The organism is Sphingomonas jatrophae, from assembly GCF_900113315.1.
Lineage (GTDB): Bacteria > Pseudomonadota > Alphaproteobacteria > Sphingomonadales > Sphingomonadaceae > Sphingomonas_P > Sphingomonas_P jatrophae.
Map to the genome: position 1 here is coordinate 122,058 of NZ_FOZG01000001.1, position 15,674 is coordinate 137,731.

General features: G+C 68.4%; 14 protein-coding genes. 10 read left to right on the forward strand and 4 right to left on the reverse strand.

Going from position 1 to position 15,674, the window contains the following annotated elements; translation table 11 throughout:
• Positions 1–52: 52 nt before the first annotated feature.
• On the forward strand, positions 53–2,011 hold the full coding sequence (locus BM360_RS00485) for a potassium transporter Kup (RefSeq protein WP_093309303.1): 1,959 nt from the start codon (positions 53–55) through the stop codon (positions 2,009–2,011).
• Positions 2,012–2,148: 137 nt separating this feature from the next.
• The gene (locus tag BM360_RS00490) at positions 2,149–2,868 is read left to right on the forward strand and encodes a Crp/Fnr family transcriptional regulator (RefSeq protein WP_093309305.1); all 720 of its coding nucleotides are present in this window, start codon (positions 2,149–2,151) and stop codon (positions 2,866–2,868) included.
• A 22-nt stretch (positions 2,869–2,890) separates the two neighbouring features.
• Here the strand turns inward: BM360_RS00490 and purC are convergent, their stop codons facing one another.
• Together purC and BM360_RS00500 are read right to left on the reverse strand one after the other, a co-directional pair.
• The gene (purC, locus tag BM360_RS00495; protein ID WP_093309306.1) at positions 2,891–3,667 is read right to left on the reverse strand and encodes a phosphoribosylaminoimidazolesuccinocarboxamide synthase; all 777 of its coding nucleotides are present in this window, start codon (positions 3,665–3,667) and stop codon (positions 2,891–2,893) included.
• Between the two features lie 104 nt (positions 3,668–3,771).
• Positions 3,772–4,659: a DUF4349 domain-containing protein gene (locus BM360_RS00500; protein WP_093309308.1), complete on the reverse strand. Its 888-nt coding sequence runs from the start codon at positions 4,657–4,659 to the stop codon at positions 3,772–3,774.
• Positions 4,660–4,763: 104 nt separating this feature from the next.
• Between BM360_RS00500 and BM360_RS00505 the strand changes: the two genes are divergently transcribed.
• The 6 genes from BM360_RS00505 to BM360_RS00525 all read left to right on the forward strand — a co-directional run bounded on the left by BM360_RS00505 (position 4,764) and on the right by BM360_RS00525 (position 10,350).
• Positions 4,764–4,970 carry a DUF5818 domain-containing protein gene (locus BM360_RS00505; protein WP_093309309.1) on the forward strand — a complete coding sequence of 69 codons (207 nt, stop codon included), beginning with the start codon at positions 4,764–4,766 and terminating at the stop codon, positions 4,968–4,970.
• A 61-nt stretch (positions 4,971–5,031) separates the two neighbouring features.
• Positions 5,032–5,502, forward strand: coding sequence for a GreA/GreB family elongation factor (locus BM360_RS00510; protein ID WP_093309311.1), 471 nt, complete (start codon positions 5,032–5,034; stop codon positions 5,500–5,502).
• A 54-nt stretch (positions 5,503–5,556) separates the two neighbouring features.
• Entirely contained in the window at positions 5,557–5,721 is a 165-nt protein-coding gene (locus BM360_RS19410; RefSeq protein WP_165611153.1) for a hypothetical protein, read from the forward strand.
• A 401-nt stretch (positions 5,722–6,122) separates the two neighbouring features.
• Positions 6,123–7,832, forward strand: coding sequence for an MFS transporter (locus BM360_RS00515; RefSeq protein ID WP_242653230.1), 1,710 nt, complete (start codon positions 6,123–6,125; stop codon positions 7,830–7,832).
• On the forward strand, positions 7,829–8,977 hold the full coding sequence (locus BM360_RS00520) for an HlyD family secretion protein (protein WP_093309313.1): 1,149 nt from the start codon (positions 7,829–7,831) through the stop codon (positions 8,975–8,977). The genes BM360_RS00515 and BM360_RS00520 overlap by 4 nt, the downstream gene beginning before the upstream one ends.
• Complete coding sequence (locus tag BM360_RS00525) at positions 8,974–10,350, forward strand: efflux transporter outer membrane subunit (RefSeq protein WP_093309314.1); 1,377 nt, start codon at positions 8,974–8,976, stop codon at positions 10,348–10,350. The genes BM360_RS00520 and BM360_RS00525 overlap by 4 nt, the downstream gene beginning before the upstream one ends.
• Positions 10,351–10,353: 3 nt before the next feature.
• Here BM360_RS00525 and BM360_RS00530 read toward each other — a convergent pair whose 3' ends face one another.
• Entirely contained in the window at positions 10,354–10,851 is a 498-nt protein-coding gene (locus BM360_RS00530; RefSeq protein ID WP_242653231.1) for a RidA family protein, read from the reverse strand.
• Positions 10,852–11,004: 153 nt separating this feature from the next.
• Here BM360_RS00530 and BM360_RS00535 point away from each other — a divergent pair, with 153 nt between their 5' ends.
• A complete protein-coding gene (locus tag BM360_RS00535) occupies positions 11,005–12,444 on the forward strand; it encodes a CYTH and CHAD domain-containing protein (RefSeq protein ID WP_165611159.1) in 1,440 nt (479 codons plus the stop codon).
• 7 nt (positions 12,445–12,451) lie between these two features.
• Here the strand turns inward: BM360_RS00535 and BM360_RS00540 are convergent, their stop codons facing one another.
• Complete coding sequence (locus BM360_RS00540) at positions 12,452–13,696, reverse strand: cysteine desulfurase-like protein (RefSeq protein WP_093309316.1); 1,245 nt, start codon at positions 13,694–13,696, stop codon at positions 12,452–12,454.
• Positions 13,697–13,764: 68 nt separating this feature from the next.
• Here BM360_RS00540 and BM360_RS00545 point away from each other — a divergent pair, with 68 nt between their 5' ends.
• Positions 13,765–15,621, forward strand: coding sequence for a diguanylate cyclase (locus tag BM360_RS00545; RefSeq protein WP_341350571.1), 1,857 nt, complete (start codon positions 13,765–13,767; stop codon positions 15,619–15,621).
• Positions 15,622–15,674: the final 53 nt, after the last annotated feature.

Here is a 15,674-nt window from a genome sequence, read left to right on the forward strand (position 1 = left end):
GCCGCTCGGGGGGCGGTTCAACCATGGACGGATCGTCGATGCGGCGGCCCTTATGCTCGACCGGCGGCTCACGTTGAGCGTCGGCATCAACGGCGAAGCGACGGAAACGCCGCCCAATCCCCATGGCGGCCATCACGGCCCTGCCGAGGGGTTGCTGAAGCTGTCGCTCGGCGCGATCGGCGTCGTCTTCGGCGATATCGGCACCAGCCCGCTCTACGCCTTCCGCGAGACGTTCGCCGGACACCACCGGCTGGTGCCGGACGAGTTGCACGTGCTGGGCGTGCTCAGCCTCATCTTCTGGTCGATGATGTTGGTGGTGACGTTGAAGTACGTCACCATCATCATGCGCGCCGACAACAAGGGCGAGGGGGGCAGCCTGGCGCTGCTCGCGCTGATCAACCGCACCGCGCAGAACAAGCGCTGGACGAAGGGGATCGTGCTGCTCGGCGTGTTCGCCACGGCCCTGTTCTACGGCGACAGCATCATCACGCCGGCCATGTCGGTGCTGTCCGCGGTGGAAGGGCTGACCGTCGTCGAATCGCGCTTCGGCCCGCTGGTGCTGCCGATCGCCGTCGGCATCCTGATCGGCCTGTTCATGATCCAGAGCCACGGGACGGCCAAGGTCGGCCTGCTGTTCGGGCCGGTGATGCTGATCTATTTCGTCACGCTCGCGGTGCTGGGGCTCGTCCACATCGCCGCATCGCCGTGGATCCTGACGGCGCTCAATCCCTGGCATGCAGTGCTGTTCTTCGCCGACAACCCGCTCGCCGCCTTCCTAGCGATGGGCTCGGTCGTGCTGGCGGTGACCGGGGCGGAGGCGCTTTACGCCGACATGGGCCATTTCGGCCGCCAGCCGATCCGGCTGTCGTGGATGGCGTTCGTGCTGCCGTCGCTGATGCTGAACTATCTGGGGCAGGGGGCGATGATCCTCGGCCTGCCGGCGGATGTCGCGCTCAAGGTGATCGAGAATCCGTTCTTCCTTCTGGCGCCCGAGCAGTTTCGCCTGCCGCTGGTGATCCTCGCGACCGCGGCGACGGTGATCGCCAGCCAGGCCGTGATCTCGGGCGCCTTCTCCGTCACGCAGCAGGCGATCCAGCTCGGCTTCATCCCGCGGCTGCGCATCACCCACACTTCGGCCGGCGCGATCGGACAGATCTACATCCCGGTGATGAACTGGGGTTTGATGGTGCTGGTGATCCTGCTCGTGCTGAGCTTCCGCACCTCGTCGAACCTCGCGGCCGCCTATGGCATCGCCGTGTCGGGTGCGATGCTGATCGACACGGTGCTGATCGCCGTCGTGCTCGTCTACATGTGGAAGTGGAGCAAGCTGGCGGCGGGTGCGCTGGTGGCCGTCTTCGCGGTGGTGGACCTCGCTTATTTCGGGGCCAACCTGACCAAGGTGCCCGATGGCGGCTGGTTCCCGCTGCTGATCGGCCTCATCGCCTTCACGCTGCTGACCACATGGGCGCGCGGGCGATCGCTGATGATCGAGCGGATGCGCGAATCCGCAATGCCGATCGCGGTCTTCGTCAAATCCGCTGCGAGCTCGGCGACGCGCGTGCCGGGCACGGCGGTGTTCATGACGAGCGCGGCGGACGGTGTGCCGCACGCGCTGCTCCACAATCTCAAGCACAACAAGGTGCTGCACGAGCGGATCGTGCTGCTGACCGTGCAGATCGAGGACGTGCCTTATTCGGACGCGGATCGGCGCATCAAGCTGGTCGACCTGGGCCAGGGCTTCTGGCGGATGATCGTCCGCTATGGCTTCATGGAGGAGCCGGACGTGCCCGCCGCGCTTGCCGGCGCGACCGAGTGCGGCCCGGTGTTCAAGATGATGGATACGAGCTTCTTCCTCGCGCGCCAGACGCTGCTCGCCTCGTCACGGCCCGGCATGGCGATCTGGCGCGAGAAGCTGTTCGCGTGGATGCTGCGCAATGCGGAATCGGCGATGGAGTTCTTCAAGCTGCCGACGAACCGCGTGGTCGAGCTGGGTAGTCAGGTCGAGATTTGACCCTTTGTTGCGGTGGCGCAACTTGCGCTGATATACGGCGTTCGCCGAACCATGCCTGATCTCTGCATCGCATCGCAAACCAACGCGCAAGCCGCGCACGCCCGATCAACTGCCGCTAGCTGCGCAGGGCGCCTGGCATGATCGAGCGACACCTGATGAAGCTGCGCGCTCGCGACCAGATCGGCGTGGCCGAGGAGGCGGCGTTACGCGCCTTGCCGCGCGAGGTGATCGACGTGCCCGCGCGCAGGACGCTGATCCGGGCGGGCGAGGTGGTGCGGGACAGTACGCTCCTGCTCGACGGGCTGATGTGCCGGTACAAGGATCTGTCCGATGGACAGCGGCAGCTGACCGAACTGCATGTGGCAGGCGATTTCGTCGATTTGCACAGCTTCACGCTCAAGCGGCTGGACCACAGCATCATGACGCTGACGCCCTGCCGCGTCGCCCATGTGCCGCATGCACGTCTGGCGGAGCTGACGGAGCGCTTTCCGCACCTGACGCGCCTCTACTGGCACTCGACGAACCTCGACGCCGCGATCCATCGCGAGTGGGAGTTGTCGCTCGGCCGGCGCAGCGCGGTGCAGCGGCTCGCGGCTCTGTTCTGCGAGCTGTACGTGCGGCTGAAGGTGGTCGGGCTCGCGGCCGATCTGCGCTACGATCTGGCGCTGACCCAGGCCGATATCGGCGAGGCGATGGGCCTGACCGCCGTGCACGTGAACCGCACGCTGCGCGAACTGCGGGAGCGCAAGCTGCTCAGGTTCCGCTCGGGCAACGTGACCATCGTCGACTATGACAAGCTCGCCCGGCTCGGCGAGTTCGACATTGCCTATCTGTATCTGGAGTCGTTTCCGACCTGAGCCGCGCCACCGCGGCCCGCCGTCACTTGCCGCGGTTCTTGCGATGCTTTTCGAGATCCAGCACCGTGTCGGTTCCCTCGGGCAGCAGGCCGAGCCGACGCGCCACCTCCTGATAGGCCTCCACCTCGCCGCCGAGATCGCGGCGGAAGCGGTCCTTGTCCAGCTTCTCGCCCGAGGTCATGTCCCACAGGCGGCAGCCGTCCGGGCTGATCTCGTCGGCCAGGATGATGCGGCCGTAATCATTGTCCCAGATCCGGCCGAACTCCAGCTTGAAGTCGACCAGCCGGATGCCGATGCCGGCGAACAGGCCGCACATGAAGTCGTTCACGCGGATCGCCATGTCGGCGATGTCGTGCATCTCCTCCTGGCTGGCCCAGCCGAAGCAGGCGATATGCTCGTCCGCGACCATCGGGTCGCCCAGCGCATCGTCCTTGTAATAATATTCGATGATCGTGCGAGGGAGCTGCGTGCCCTCCTCGATCCCCAGCCGCTTGCTGAGCGAGCCCGCCGCGACGTTGCGCACCACCACCTCGATCGGCACGATCTCGACCTGGCGGATCAGCTGCTCGCGCATGTTGAGGCGGCGGATGAAGTGGGTCGGCACGCCGATCGCGCCGAGCAGCGTGAAGATATGCTCGGAGATGCGGTTGTTCAGCACCCCCTTGCCGTTGATCGTGCCCTTCTTCTGAGCGTTGAAGGCGGTCGCATCATCCTTGAAGTACTGGATGAGCGTGCCGGGCTCCGGACCCTCGTAGAGGATCTTGGCCTTGCCTTCGTAGATCTGGCGGCGGCGAGACATGGCGGCGGCCTTTCGGGCGTCAAAAGAGCAGCGCCCCGTACGCGGCATCGGGTGGATGCGCGGGCGGGGCGATGCCGGGGGCATAGCGGGTGCGGCGCGGGTTTTCAATCGGCCGCTGGGGCGTCGCCTGTCCCCCGCCGGCGCAGGCGAGGTGCGAGGACGCGGAATGCGGCCCAGCCGATCAGCAGCAGCAGCGCCCAAGGCAGCAGCGTCGCCACCAGGACGATCATCACCGCCAGCCCATCGACGATGTTGGCGCCCGCACGATCAAGGGCGACGAGCAGCGATGAGCGATCCTCGAAGCCGGGCACCAGCCGGCCGGAGCCGTAGTTGAAGGTGACGGGCGTGCGGGCCAGCGCTTCCTGGCCCTCAGCGCGATCGCGGGCGAGGGACCGCAATTGATCGCGCAGCTCGGACAACCGCTGCGCATCCGTGATGCGGGCGGGATCGCGCGGGGGGCGGCTGGTCTGCTGGCGCTCCAGCCGGGCTGCCTCCGCTTCGAGATCGGCCGCGGTGCGGCCGCCGTCCGCAAGGCGCTGGCCGACATCCTCGCCGGTGATCTCGCTCTCCACCAGCATGCCCTCGGCCTTGGTCACCTCGGCAACGCCTGCCTTGCCGAAGGCACGTGCATCGGCGGGCGCGAGCTTGAACGAGAGTCGCGCCTCGACATCGTCGGCGCTGCGCACGCGGTAGAGCATGCCGGTGATCCGGCAGCGGCTGACGCCCATCGCCTCGCATGCCTGTGCGTGCCGCTCCTGCACCGCGCCGATCCGGGCTGCCGGCAAGCGGAAGGCGTAGCGATAGTTGAACGCGACGCCCGGGGCTGCGGTGACGTTGACGTCGGGCGCCATGTCGGTGGCGGTGGCACGCGCGCTGGGTGCCGCCTCCATCTGCTGCTGCGTGCTTTCGAACCGATCTTCCTGCTCCGCCGGCTTGCTGCAGCCGGCGAGAAGAAGCGTGCTCGCGATGGTGAGCGTGATCCAGCGAGACATTGCGTGGCTTCCCCCCTGATGCCGTTGCAGCTTTCCACCGGAGCAGGACCGGTGCAAGCGGCTGACCCATGTTGTTGGCCCCGCAACGGGCAGAACATAAGGTCATGCATGTGACGATTGGCGAGCGGATCGACGAGACGGGCACCCTGCTGCGGGATGGCGGCGGCTTCGTGCTGCGCCGCGATTCGGGCGGACGATGGGCGCTCGATCTGCACCGCGTCCCGGTCGACCATGTCGAGAAGCGCGTCCGCGTGCGCGGCGTGCATGTGGGCGGCGGCGTGATCGATGTGGACGGGGTCGCCCCCGCCTGAACGGGCCGTCCGCTGGACCGCATGCACCATCTGCCCCATGCAGGCGCAAAGGAGACAGTCTTTGAGCGTAGCGTTCCGCCGCGAAAGCGACGAGGAGCATAAGGAACCCCGGTTCGAACTGCCCATCCCGCCAGGCCCGAACCTTGTCACACGGCGCGGTCTGGCGCTGACCGAAGCGAAGGTCGCCGAATTGGAAGCGGCTCTTGCAGCCGCCCCGGAGGCGGAGCGCGAGGATGTGGCACGCACCCTGCGCTACTGGCGGACGCGCAAGGCGACGGCGCAGCTGGCGCCCGACCCGGCGGGCGACGAGGCCGCCTTCGGCACGCGCGTCTTCTTCCGGCATGATGCCAAGGTCCGCACCGTCGAAATCGTCGGTGACGACGAAGCCGAACCGGCGGAGGGGCGCATCGCCTTCTCGGCGCCACTGGCCCGTGCGCTGATCGGCGTGGCGCCGGGCGAGCGGGCGCGCTTCGGGGGACGCGACGATGCGATCGAGGTGTTGAGCGTAGACCCGCTTGAACCGCTGATTTGAGGACAGGCAGGTCTGCCATGTTCCGTTCACCATCTTGGCGTAATCGGACAAGCGATGGATCAGGATCGTTATCGCAAGATCGGCCTTGCCGCGGTGGTGCTGCTCGCGCCCGGCGGCTTCATCCTGGGGGCGGGGCTGGCCGCCCAGTATCTTCGCCGCCGCCAGCAGGAGCGACGCGCCCGTGACGCGGCGGCGGCGGAGGCCGATCCGACGGTCTGACCGTGCCGCGCAATGCGCTCCATGGCTCCAGGCTTCTACGTCAGCGGCCGTTAGGCGGCGGAATGACGAAATCGGCATCGCCGCGGAGCGAGGGCCACATGCCGATCTGGAAGCGCTGCTTGGCGGCGCAGGCATTCACGGCTGCAAAACTCGAAAGGACCGTCGCGCGGGACGGGCGACACGGCAGGTCGCACCCGGTGCTGCGGCGTGGCAAGGGTGCGGCCCATGTTGGTAAACGGATAGGCCGCAGCCGGCGCAGTTGTGAACAGGGTGAGCTAGTCGACCGTGGATGCGATCAGGGTTTTCCAGCGCATGATCTTCTCCTCAACTGTTAAAACCGGTAATCCGCCGCGCTCGTCGGGCGGCGATCAGGAGTTAAGCACCGTTCAGTCGAACTCAAAGTGAACAGCGATCAGAACCATGCGGACTGGAGGGGGGGACGTCGGTTCGGCGCCGGGCGCCTGCTCGATCCGGTGCGTCGCTTCCTTGCAGAAGAGCAGTGGGAGTTCGCTGCGCATGAGCGGCCGGCGATGCCCGGCTCCCCAGGATCGCCCGAGCATCACGTCCGGCTGCGGATCGCGTTCGCGGCGGTCGGGGTGCTGCTGGGGCTCACCGGCGGGCTCGGCAATGCGCTGGTGGCGGTCAATACGACGGCGTTGCAGGGAGCGCTCGGCCTCGATCCGGCAGAGATTGCCTGGCTGCCGACCGCTTATGTGATGACCAATGCGTCCATAAACCTGCTGCTGATCAAGTTCCGCCAGCAGTTCGGCTTGCGTCCGTTCGCGATGATCTTCCTCATTCTCTATGCGCTGCTCACGCTGGCGCACCTGTTCATCCACGGTCTCGGGTCCGCCATCGCCGTGCGCGCCGCCAGCGGCATGGCGGCGGCTGCACTGTCCTCGCTGGCGCTCTATTACATGATGCAGGCCCTGCCTGCTGCGTGGCGGCTGAAGGCGATCGTCATCGGCATCGGCATACCGCAATGTGCGACGCCGCTCGCCCGCTTGTTCTCGCCCGAGCTGCTGGCCATGTCGCAGTGGCAGACGCTCTATCTGTTTGAGCTTGGCCTGGCGCTGCTGTCGCTCGCCGCGGTCAGCCTGCTCAGACTCCCGCCGACCGAGCGGCGACCTGCCTTCGAGCCGCTGGATTTCGTCACCTTCGTGCTGTTCGCGCTGGGTGTGGGCCTGCTCGCCGCGGTGCTGGGGGAGGGCCGGATCGTCTGGTGGCGGGAGGCGCGCTGGATCGGCTGGTCATTGGCGGCGTCGATCCCGCTGCTCGCGGGCGCGCTGCTGATCGAGCATAACCGGGCCAATCCGTTGCTCAACACGCGCTGGCTGGCGAGTGCGGACATCATCCGCTTCACTGTCGTAACGGTGATGGCGCGCATCGTGCTGTCGGAGCAGACCTTCGGCGCGGTCGGCCTGATGACCGCGCTGGGGCAGACCAATGACCAGCTGGTGCCGCTGTTTGCATTGATCTTCGTGGCGTCGGTGGCGGGCGTGGTCGCCAGCGCGGTGACGCTCGATCCGGCGAAGCTGACCCAATCGGTCATGCTCTCCATCGGGCTGGTCGCGGTGGCCGCCTTCTTTGATTCCTTCTCCACCAGCCTGACGCGCCCGCCCGAACTCTACGTCACGCAGATCATCATCGCCTTTGCGGCGACCTTCTTCCTCGGCCCGTCTCTGCTGTTCGGCATGACGCGGGCGCTGCAGCAGGGCACCGGCCACGTCATCAGCTTCATTGCGCTGTTCGGCATCATCAACGCGCTGGGCGGGCTCGGCGGCACGGCGCTGCTCGGCACCTATCAGGTGGTGCGCGAAAGGGCGCACAGCGCGACCATCACGCAGGCGATCGACCCGACCGACCCGATCGTCACGCAGCGGATCGGTGCCGGAACGGGCGCGGTTGGCCGCGTGATCGGTGATCCGGCGCTGGCGCGGGCGGAGGGCGCCGTGCTGCTCGGCCAGGCGGCGACCCGCGAGGCCAACGTGCTCGCCTATAACGACGTCTTCCGTCTGGTCTCTGCACTGGCAGCGGCGACCACCTTCTATCTCGGCTTCCTGATCTGGCGGCGCAAACGCCGCGAACGCCGTGCTATGGGGCTGCAATGACTGACGTACGCACCCCTTCTCCAGTCGCTGCCGGGCCTGTCACCGAGGAGCGCGCGGCGGAGCAGGCTGCGGCACCGCTCGGCTCGGGGTGGCGGCCGCCGCGGCCGGGGCGTGGCACGGTGCTGGTGGTGGCGCTGCTGGTGCTGGGCGGCATCGCCGCAGTGCTGGCGGCGTGGCGCCTGCCGCCGTTCGGGTCCGCCATCCAGTCGACCGACAACGCCTATGTGCGCGGCCGCACCACCGTCATAAGCCCCCAAGTGAGCGGGTATGTCGTCGCGGTTGCGGTGCGCGATTTCGAGCAGGTGCGACGGGGCCAACCGCTCGTCCGCATCGATCCGCGCATCTACATGCAACGGGTCGAACAGGCGCGCGCGCAGATCGCCAGCAGCGAGGCGACGCTCGAGAATAGCGAGCAGGCGGCGCGCTCCCGCGCGGCGAGCCTTGAGGCGCAGGACGCGGCAGTGGCCAATGCCCGCGCCCAGCTGATGCGCGCAGAGGCGGATATGCGGCGTGTCGAGGATCTCGTGACCGATCGGTCCGTGTCGCTGCGCGAGCGTGACCAGACGCTTGCCGCGCTACGTCAGGCGCAGGCACAGCTGCAGCAGGCGCAGGCGGCGCGCGAGATCGCCCGGCAGGATATCCGGACGGTGGAGGTGGGCCGTGGCGGCCAGCGTGCCGGCGTGTCGGGCGCCGTCGCGGCTGCGCGGCTGGCGGAGATCGACCTGGCCAACACGCTCGTCCGCGCACCCGAGGCGGGCCGGCTGAGCGAGGTGGGCGTGCGGCTCGGTCAGTATGTCACCGCGGGATCGCAGCTGATGTTCCTGGTGCCGCCAGAGACCTGGGTGATCGCGAACTTCAAGGAAGCGCAGACCGCGCGCATGGCAGTCGGCCAGAAGGCCAGCTTCACTGTCGATGCGCTCGCCAATGCACGCCTGACCGGGCGGGTGGAGCGTATCTCGCCCGCCGCAGGGTCCGAATTCGCCGTGCTGAAGCCGGACAACGCCACGGGCAACTTCACCAAGGTGGCGCAGCGTATCGCGGTGCGCATCCGGGTCGATCCGGGACAGCCGCTGGCGGAGAGGCTGCGGCCGGGAATGTCGGTGCAGGCGCATGTCGACACGAGCGGCGCATCGGCCCCGCGGTGAGGCGCAGTGCGATCCTTATCACCGCGATCGTCATCGCGGGCTGCGCCGGCGACCGGCCGCCATTGCCGCCGGCCAGTGCGGTAGCGCCGCCGAATGGATGGCGCACCGATCTCGGCCCCGGCGCGCCGATCGCGGCAGATTGGTGGTCGGCCTTCGGCGATTCCGTGCTGACCCAGCTGGTCGCGCGCGGACTGGCGAACAATGTCGATATCGCGGTCGCGGCCGAGCGGGTGGAGGAAGCACGGGCACAGCAGCGATTGGCCGAGGCGCAGCGGCAGCCGGGCCTCACCGCCGGTGCGCCGCTGACCGAGGCCCGCGCGCTGAACGCGTTCGGCGTGCCTGCCGTCAACACCGGCTTTCAGCCGGCTCTTCAGGCGAGCTACGACCTCGATCTGTTCGGACGGTTGCGCCAGGCGAGCCGCGCCGCCCGCGCCCAGCTGCTGGCGAGCGAGGGTGCGGCCGATGCGGTGCGGCTGGCTGTCGCGAGTGGCATCGCCTCAGCCTATATCACGCTGCGCGGGCTGGATGCGCGGCTTGCGGTGGCGCGGGAGACGTTGTCGGCGCGGGCCGAGGGCCTGCGCATCGCGCGCCGGCGGGCGGATGCAGGCTATACCTCGGCACTGGAGTTGCATCAGTCGGAGGCGGAATATCGCGCGGCGCAGCAGCTGGTGCCGCAGCTGGAGCTGGCCATTTCACGGCAGGAAAATGCGCTCAGCCTGCTGATCGGCGATCCTCCTGCGGGCATCGGCCGCGGCCTGCCGCTTGCCCGGCTGCGCACGCCCGCAATCCCGGACGGTCTTCCGGCCGACCTGTTGCGGCGGCGCCCCGATCTGTTCCAGGCCGAACAGACGCTGGTTGCCGCGGATCGCACGCTGGACAGCGCCCGCGCCGCGCTGCTGCCTAGCGTCAGCCTGACGGGCTCGGCCGGGCTGGTGCTGTCGACCGCTTTGTCCGATCCCGTCGGCGTGTTCTCGCTCGGCGGCAGCGTCCTTGCGCCGATCTTCGATGCCGGGCGCCTGCGAGCGCAGGTGGATGCAGCGGAGGCGCGGCGTGACCAGGCCGCCTTCAGCTACCGCCGCTCTGCACTGACCGCGTTCCGCGAGGTGGAGGATAGCCTGGCCGGTGTCCGCCGATCGGGTGAGCAGGCGCGCGCGCTGATCGGCCAGCGTGATGCGCTGGCGGCGGCACTGCGCAACGCCACCAACCGGTATCGCGCGGGTTATTCTTCCTATCTGGAGCAGCTCGACGCGCAACGTGGCCTGCTATCGGCCGAACTGGGCGCGATCCAGGCCGAAACCGACCGGCTGAGTTCCTACGTCGCGCTTTATCAGGCGATGGGCGGCGGCTGGCGCGGGGCAGCACCCGCGCCCTGACGGTTATTTCGTCTTGGCCGCCGTCGCTTCGATCTCGATCAGATATTCCGGAGCCGCCAGCGCGGCGACCTGCACGGTGGATCGCGCCACAAGGTTTGGATTGTCGCCGGTTCCGAAGAACAGGCGATATGCATCGTTGAACCCGGCGAAATCCATCCGTCCGCCGAGCTTCGGATCGCCGACGGCATAGACGGTCAGCTTGATCACGTCCGAAAGGGCATAGCCGCGCGCTGCGAGCAGGCGCTGGATCTTGTTGAACACGGAGATCGCCTGCGTCTTGGTGTCGCCGAAAGCGGGAGCCGTTGATTGCTGCGTGCTAGCGGCTGCGATCGGGTCGGCGACCTGCCCGGAAAGGTAAAGGGTCTCGGCACCGGCGGGTACGGTTACGCCCTGCAGAATGATCGCGGGTTTCGGACCCGGAGGTGCGGCGTGGCGGAGGATCTGCGCCGCGGACGGACTGGCGGTGAGGGCGAGCACGGACAGGGCGGCAAGGCGCTTCATCAACAATCTCCAGGGCAGGTGCCTCAGCATCTCCATCCTCGCAGCGCGTGGCAAGCTCGGATCAGCGAGCTGCCGCAACCGCGGCTTGGTGGGGCGTGCGGCACCAGCCCGGCCCAGCCGCGTTGCTCTTCTACGGATCGAAGGAAACAGCTGTTGGACGAGCCCCGCGAAATCGAACTGAAGCTGGACATTGCGGAGGCAGACCTCGCCGCCGCGCGTGACCTGTTCGGTGGAGGGGCAGACGTGGTGCGGCAGTGTTCGACCTATTATGACACACCCGACGGCGCCTTGGCTGCCGAGGGCGTGTCGCTGCGCGTGCGGGAGGCGAAGGGCCGGTTCGTCCAGACCGTGAAGACCGAGGGCGGTCGTGCCGCGGGCCTGTTCGCTCGGCCTGAGTGGGAGTGCGCGCTCGACACAGCGGACGTGCGCGTGGGCGCGGATACGCCGCTTCCCGCCTTGCTGGGCGCGGCAGTCGGAAGCATCGCGCCCCGCTTCACGGTGGAGAATGAGCGGCAGACCTGGCAGGCGGAGGTGAGCGGATCCGTTGTCGAGGTGGTGCTGGATCGGGCAACGATCATGGCGGGTCAATGCCGGCAAACCTTCGCCGAGATCGAGCTTGAGCTGAAGCAGGGCAGCGTCGATGCATTGTTCCGCATCGCACGGCGGATTGAGGCGGTGGCACCTGTCCGGATCGGCGTGCTGAGCAAGGCGGATCGCGGCGCCCGTCTGCGGGCGGGTCCGCCCGGCGGCGTGAAGGCGGAGCCCGTCATGGTCAACAAGGACGGCACCGCACTGGCCGCATTCCGCCGGGTCGCACAGGCATGTATGCGCCACTATCGCCTGAACGAGATGGTGCTGATCGAGCGGCGCGACGCCCATGCGCTGCATCAGGCCCGCGTCGCGCTGCGGCGGCTGCGCTCCGCCTTCACCGTGTGGAAGCGACTTCTGCCGGCCGAGGCAGCGGAGGCTCATGCAGCGGACCTGCGCTGGCTTGCCGCCGTGCTGGGCAATGCGCGCAACCTCGACGTGCTGATCGAGCGCGTCCCCACCGGTGCGCTGCGCGAGCGGATCGCTGCCGCGCGCGAAGCCTCCTATGACGAGGTTCAGGCCGTCCTCGCCTCCGGGCGGATCCGCGCGGTCATGCTCGATCTCGCCGAGTGGCTTGCAGTCGGACTGGACGGTGTGGAGGAGGGGCCACCCACTGCCGAATTTGCGGCCGAAGCGCTCTCGCGCTGGCGGCGACGGGTCAAGCGGGATGGGCGCAATCTGGCGAAGGCGGACGACGAGACGCGGCATGAGCTGCGCAAGGACGCCAAGAAGCTGCGTTACACCGCCGAATTCTTCGCCAGCCTGTTCGCTGAGGGCAAAGTGGCGAAACGGCGCAAGCGGTTCCTTGAGCGGCTGGAGGTGCTGCAGGATGAGCTCGGCGCGCTCAACGATCTCGCCACCGCCCCGGAGGTGTTCGCCGATCTTGGGCTGACCCAGACCGAGCTGGCCGACGCCTTGCCCGACGATGCCCGCAAGCCGCGCCACATCGCGCGCGCCGCCGCGGCGATGGACGACCTGATCGACACGCGCCCATTCTGGCGCTGACGCGGCATCAGGGGCGAGGGAGGGCCTGCAAGGCGGCGATCAGCCGGTCGACCTCCTCGGCGTCGCTGTAATGGCACAGGCCGACGCGCACGAGCCCACCCGCATCCTCCAGCCCGAGGCGCCTCAGGGCCTCGACCGCATAGAAGTGCCCGGACCAGGCGAAAATGCCCTCGCGCGCAAGGTACGCCGCGATGTCGTCCGGGTGGTGGCTCGCCATGGTGAAGGAGAAGGTTGGCACACGTCCTTGCATCGACGGCGGACCCCACAGCTTTAGCCCTTCGATCGTCGCGAAACCTTGCAGCAGCCGCTCCCCGAGGACCTGCTCATAGGCGAGACACCCATCCATGGCGGCGACCAACCGGTCGCGGCGTGTCCCGCCCGGCGTCGGCGAGAGGGTTTCGCCCAGCCACTCGAGATAGTCGATCGTGCCCAGCACGCCCGCCTGCCCCTCGAACGAGGGGGTACCCGTCTCGAACCGGTGTGCGCCCGCGGTCCCGGCCGGGCGCACCTTATAGGCCTCCACGCGCTCCGCCACCGACCGGTCGGCCCACAGCACCCCCTGATGCGGGCCGAAGAACTTGTAGGGCGAGCAGGCAAGGAAATCGCAGCCAAGCGCGCGCACGTCCGTCGCCACATGCGGTACCGATTGAACCGCATCGACATAGATCAGCGCGTCCGATCCCGCCCGCACCATCGCCACTGCCGCCGCGACATCGTTGAGTGTGCCGAGCATGTTGCTGGCACCACCCAGCGCCACCAGCCGGGTCTTCGGGCCAAGCAATCCGGGCAGCCTGTCGAGCCGCAGCCGGCCAGACGCCGGATCGAAGTCCAGCCAGCGGACCGTCACGCCGCGATCCCTTGCTGCCAGCAGCCAGGGCGCGACATTGGCGTCGTGATCGAGCCGGGTGAGCACAAGCTCGTCCCCCTCCTGCCATCCGCTCGCCAGCGCGCGCGACACGGCGAAGGTGAGCGAGGTCATGTTCGGGCCGAAGGCGATCTCGTCCTCCGTTCCGCCCAGCAGATCCGCCACCGCGGCGTGCGCGGCCGCGCTCAGCGCGTCCGTCTCGATCGAGGAAGCGAAGGCGCCACCGGCGTTTGCGGTGCCGCCGTGCAGATGAGCCACCATCCGCTCGATAGCCGGCCTGCAGACCTGCGTGCCGCCGGGTGCGTCGAAATAGACGCGGGCGCCGGCCGGGTGGGGAACGGACAATGCGGGAAAGTGCGCGCGCACTTGCTCGATAGGGAAGCTCATACGTCGGAGTGTTGCCGCATGCGGGCGGCAAGACAAGCCGATGTGGCGGGATGCTTCACGTCGTTAACGTGGCCGTAGCGCCTCCACGCTACGCCGATCCGATGCGCCTCGCGACGATCACCAACTGGGCCTATGGCGCCACTGTCCTGCTCACGCTGGCCGGTGGCGCGACCATGCTGCTGGCGGCTGACGCGCAGCGGGAGGAGCGTGCCGCGGTCGAGCAGCGCCACCGCCTCGATACGGTCAGCGCGGCGCTCGGCCGCGAGATCCTCACGGCAAGTGAGCTGGCGCGGGATTACGCGGTCGGGGGCGATCCGCAGGATCTGGCCATGTTCCGCGACGAGACGGCGCGGGCCGAACGGATCGAGCGCAACGTCGCCCACATCACCGACCTCGGCGCCACGCACGAGGAGCTGCGCGCGCTGCGCGAGGCTGTCGGCTGGAGCGAAAGGCTGTTGGTGGAGCAGCGCGAGGCGGTCGCCGCTCGTATGGCGGGCGACGGGGCAGGCGCGGTCGAGCGGCTGTTCGGCGCCCGCTACGAGCGCGCGCTGGACCGCGCCGAGCAGCTGATCGGCCAGTTCCAATATCGTCTCGACGAGCGCACCGATCTGTCCGTCAGGGAAGCGGGCCGCTGGGCGGAATATTGGCGCCGGACGGCCGAGGCGGTGCTGGCGCTCACCGGCTTGTTGTTCCTCGGCGTGCTCTACTTCGTGTTCAAGAAGCGCGTGCTGACTCCGGTGGTGCGCCTCAGCGATGTGGTGAACCGGCTGGCCGCACAGGATTATCGCGCCGAGCCGCCCGATTATGATCAGATCGACGAGATTGGCGACATGGCCCAGGCGCTTCGCGTGTTCCGCGAGACCGGGCTCGAGCGCCAGCGGCTGGAGGCGGAGCGCGATCGGGATCGCGCCATCCGCGATCTGCTGTCGCGCATGACGCAGCGGATGCAGGGCTGTGACACGCTGGACGAGCTGACCGCCGTGGTCCGCCGCTTCGCCCCCGACATCGCGCCGGAGCTGGCAGGTGAGCTGTTCCTGCGCGACGAGACGAGCCGCGCGATGGTGTCGGCCGTCAGGTGGAACGGCCCTCGCGGCACCTCGGCGGACTTTCCGTCGCTCGCATGCTGGGCGTTGAAGCGCGGTCTGCCCCACCGGCCGGTCGGTGGCGTTATCGACATGCCCTGCGCCCACATCGTGCAGCAGGATGGTGAGGCCGTGCGCGACACCTTGTGCCTACCTCTGGTGGCACAGCAGGAGATGCTCGGCCTGCTTTACTTCGAGCCCGCCGGAGGGGCGGCACTGTCCGAACTGAGCGCGGTCTACCTCGACATGCTGGCGGAAACGGTGGCGCTCGCCATCGCCAACCTCAGGCTGCGGGAGGCGCTTCGCGCGCAAGCGCTGATCGATCCGCTGACCGGGCTCGCCAATCGTCGCCGGCTCGAGGCCGAACTGCGGCGCGATGGCGAGCGAGCGGCACCGCCTGAAGGGACGCTGGCGTGCCTGATGATCGATGTCGACCATTTCAAGCGGTTCAACGACGATCATGGCCACGACGCTGGCGACGCGGTGCTGATGGCCGTCGGACGCTGCCTCGCTGCCAACGCCCGCCGCAACGACCTCGCGGTGCGCTATGGCGGGGAGGAGTTCCTCATGCTGCTGCCCGGCCTTGAAGCGGCTGAGGCGGAACGCTGTGCCGAGCGGCTGCGCCGGGAAGTCGCGGCGCTGCCGCTGTCGCATGAGGGGCGGCAACTGCCGTCGATCACGCTGTCGATCGGGGTTGCCGTGACCACCGCAGCGACAGCTTCGGAGGGATTGATCCGGCGTGCCGACGCTGCGCTGCTGCAAGCCAAGGCGGACGGGCGCAACCGTGTCAGGCTGGGGCGTAGCGACGCGGCGGATCTGACCGCGAGTGCTGCGACTGGCTGACGGGCTTCGCGGCCTCCAAGTTTTTGCTGCGTGCCTCCGCGCAGGCCGCGCCG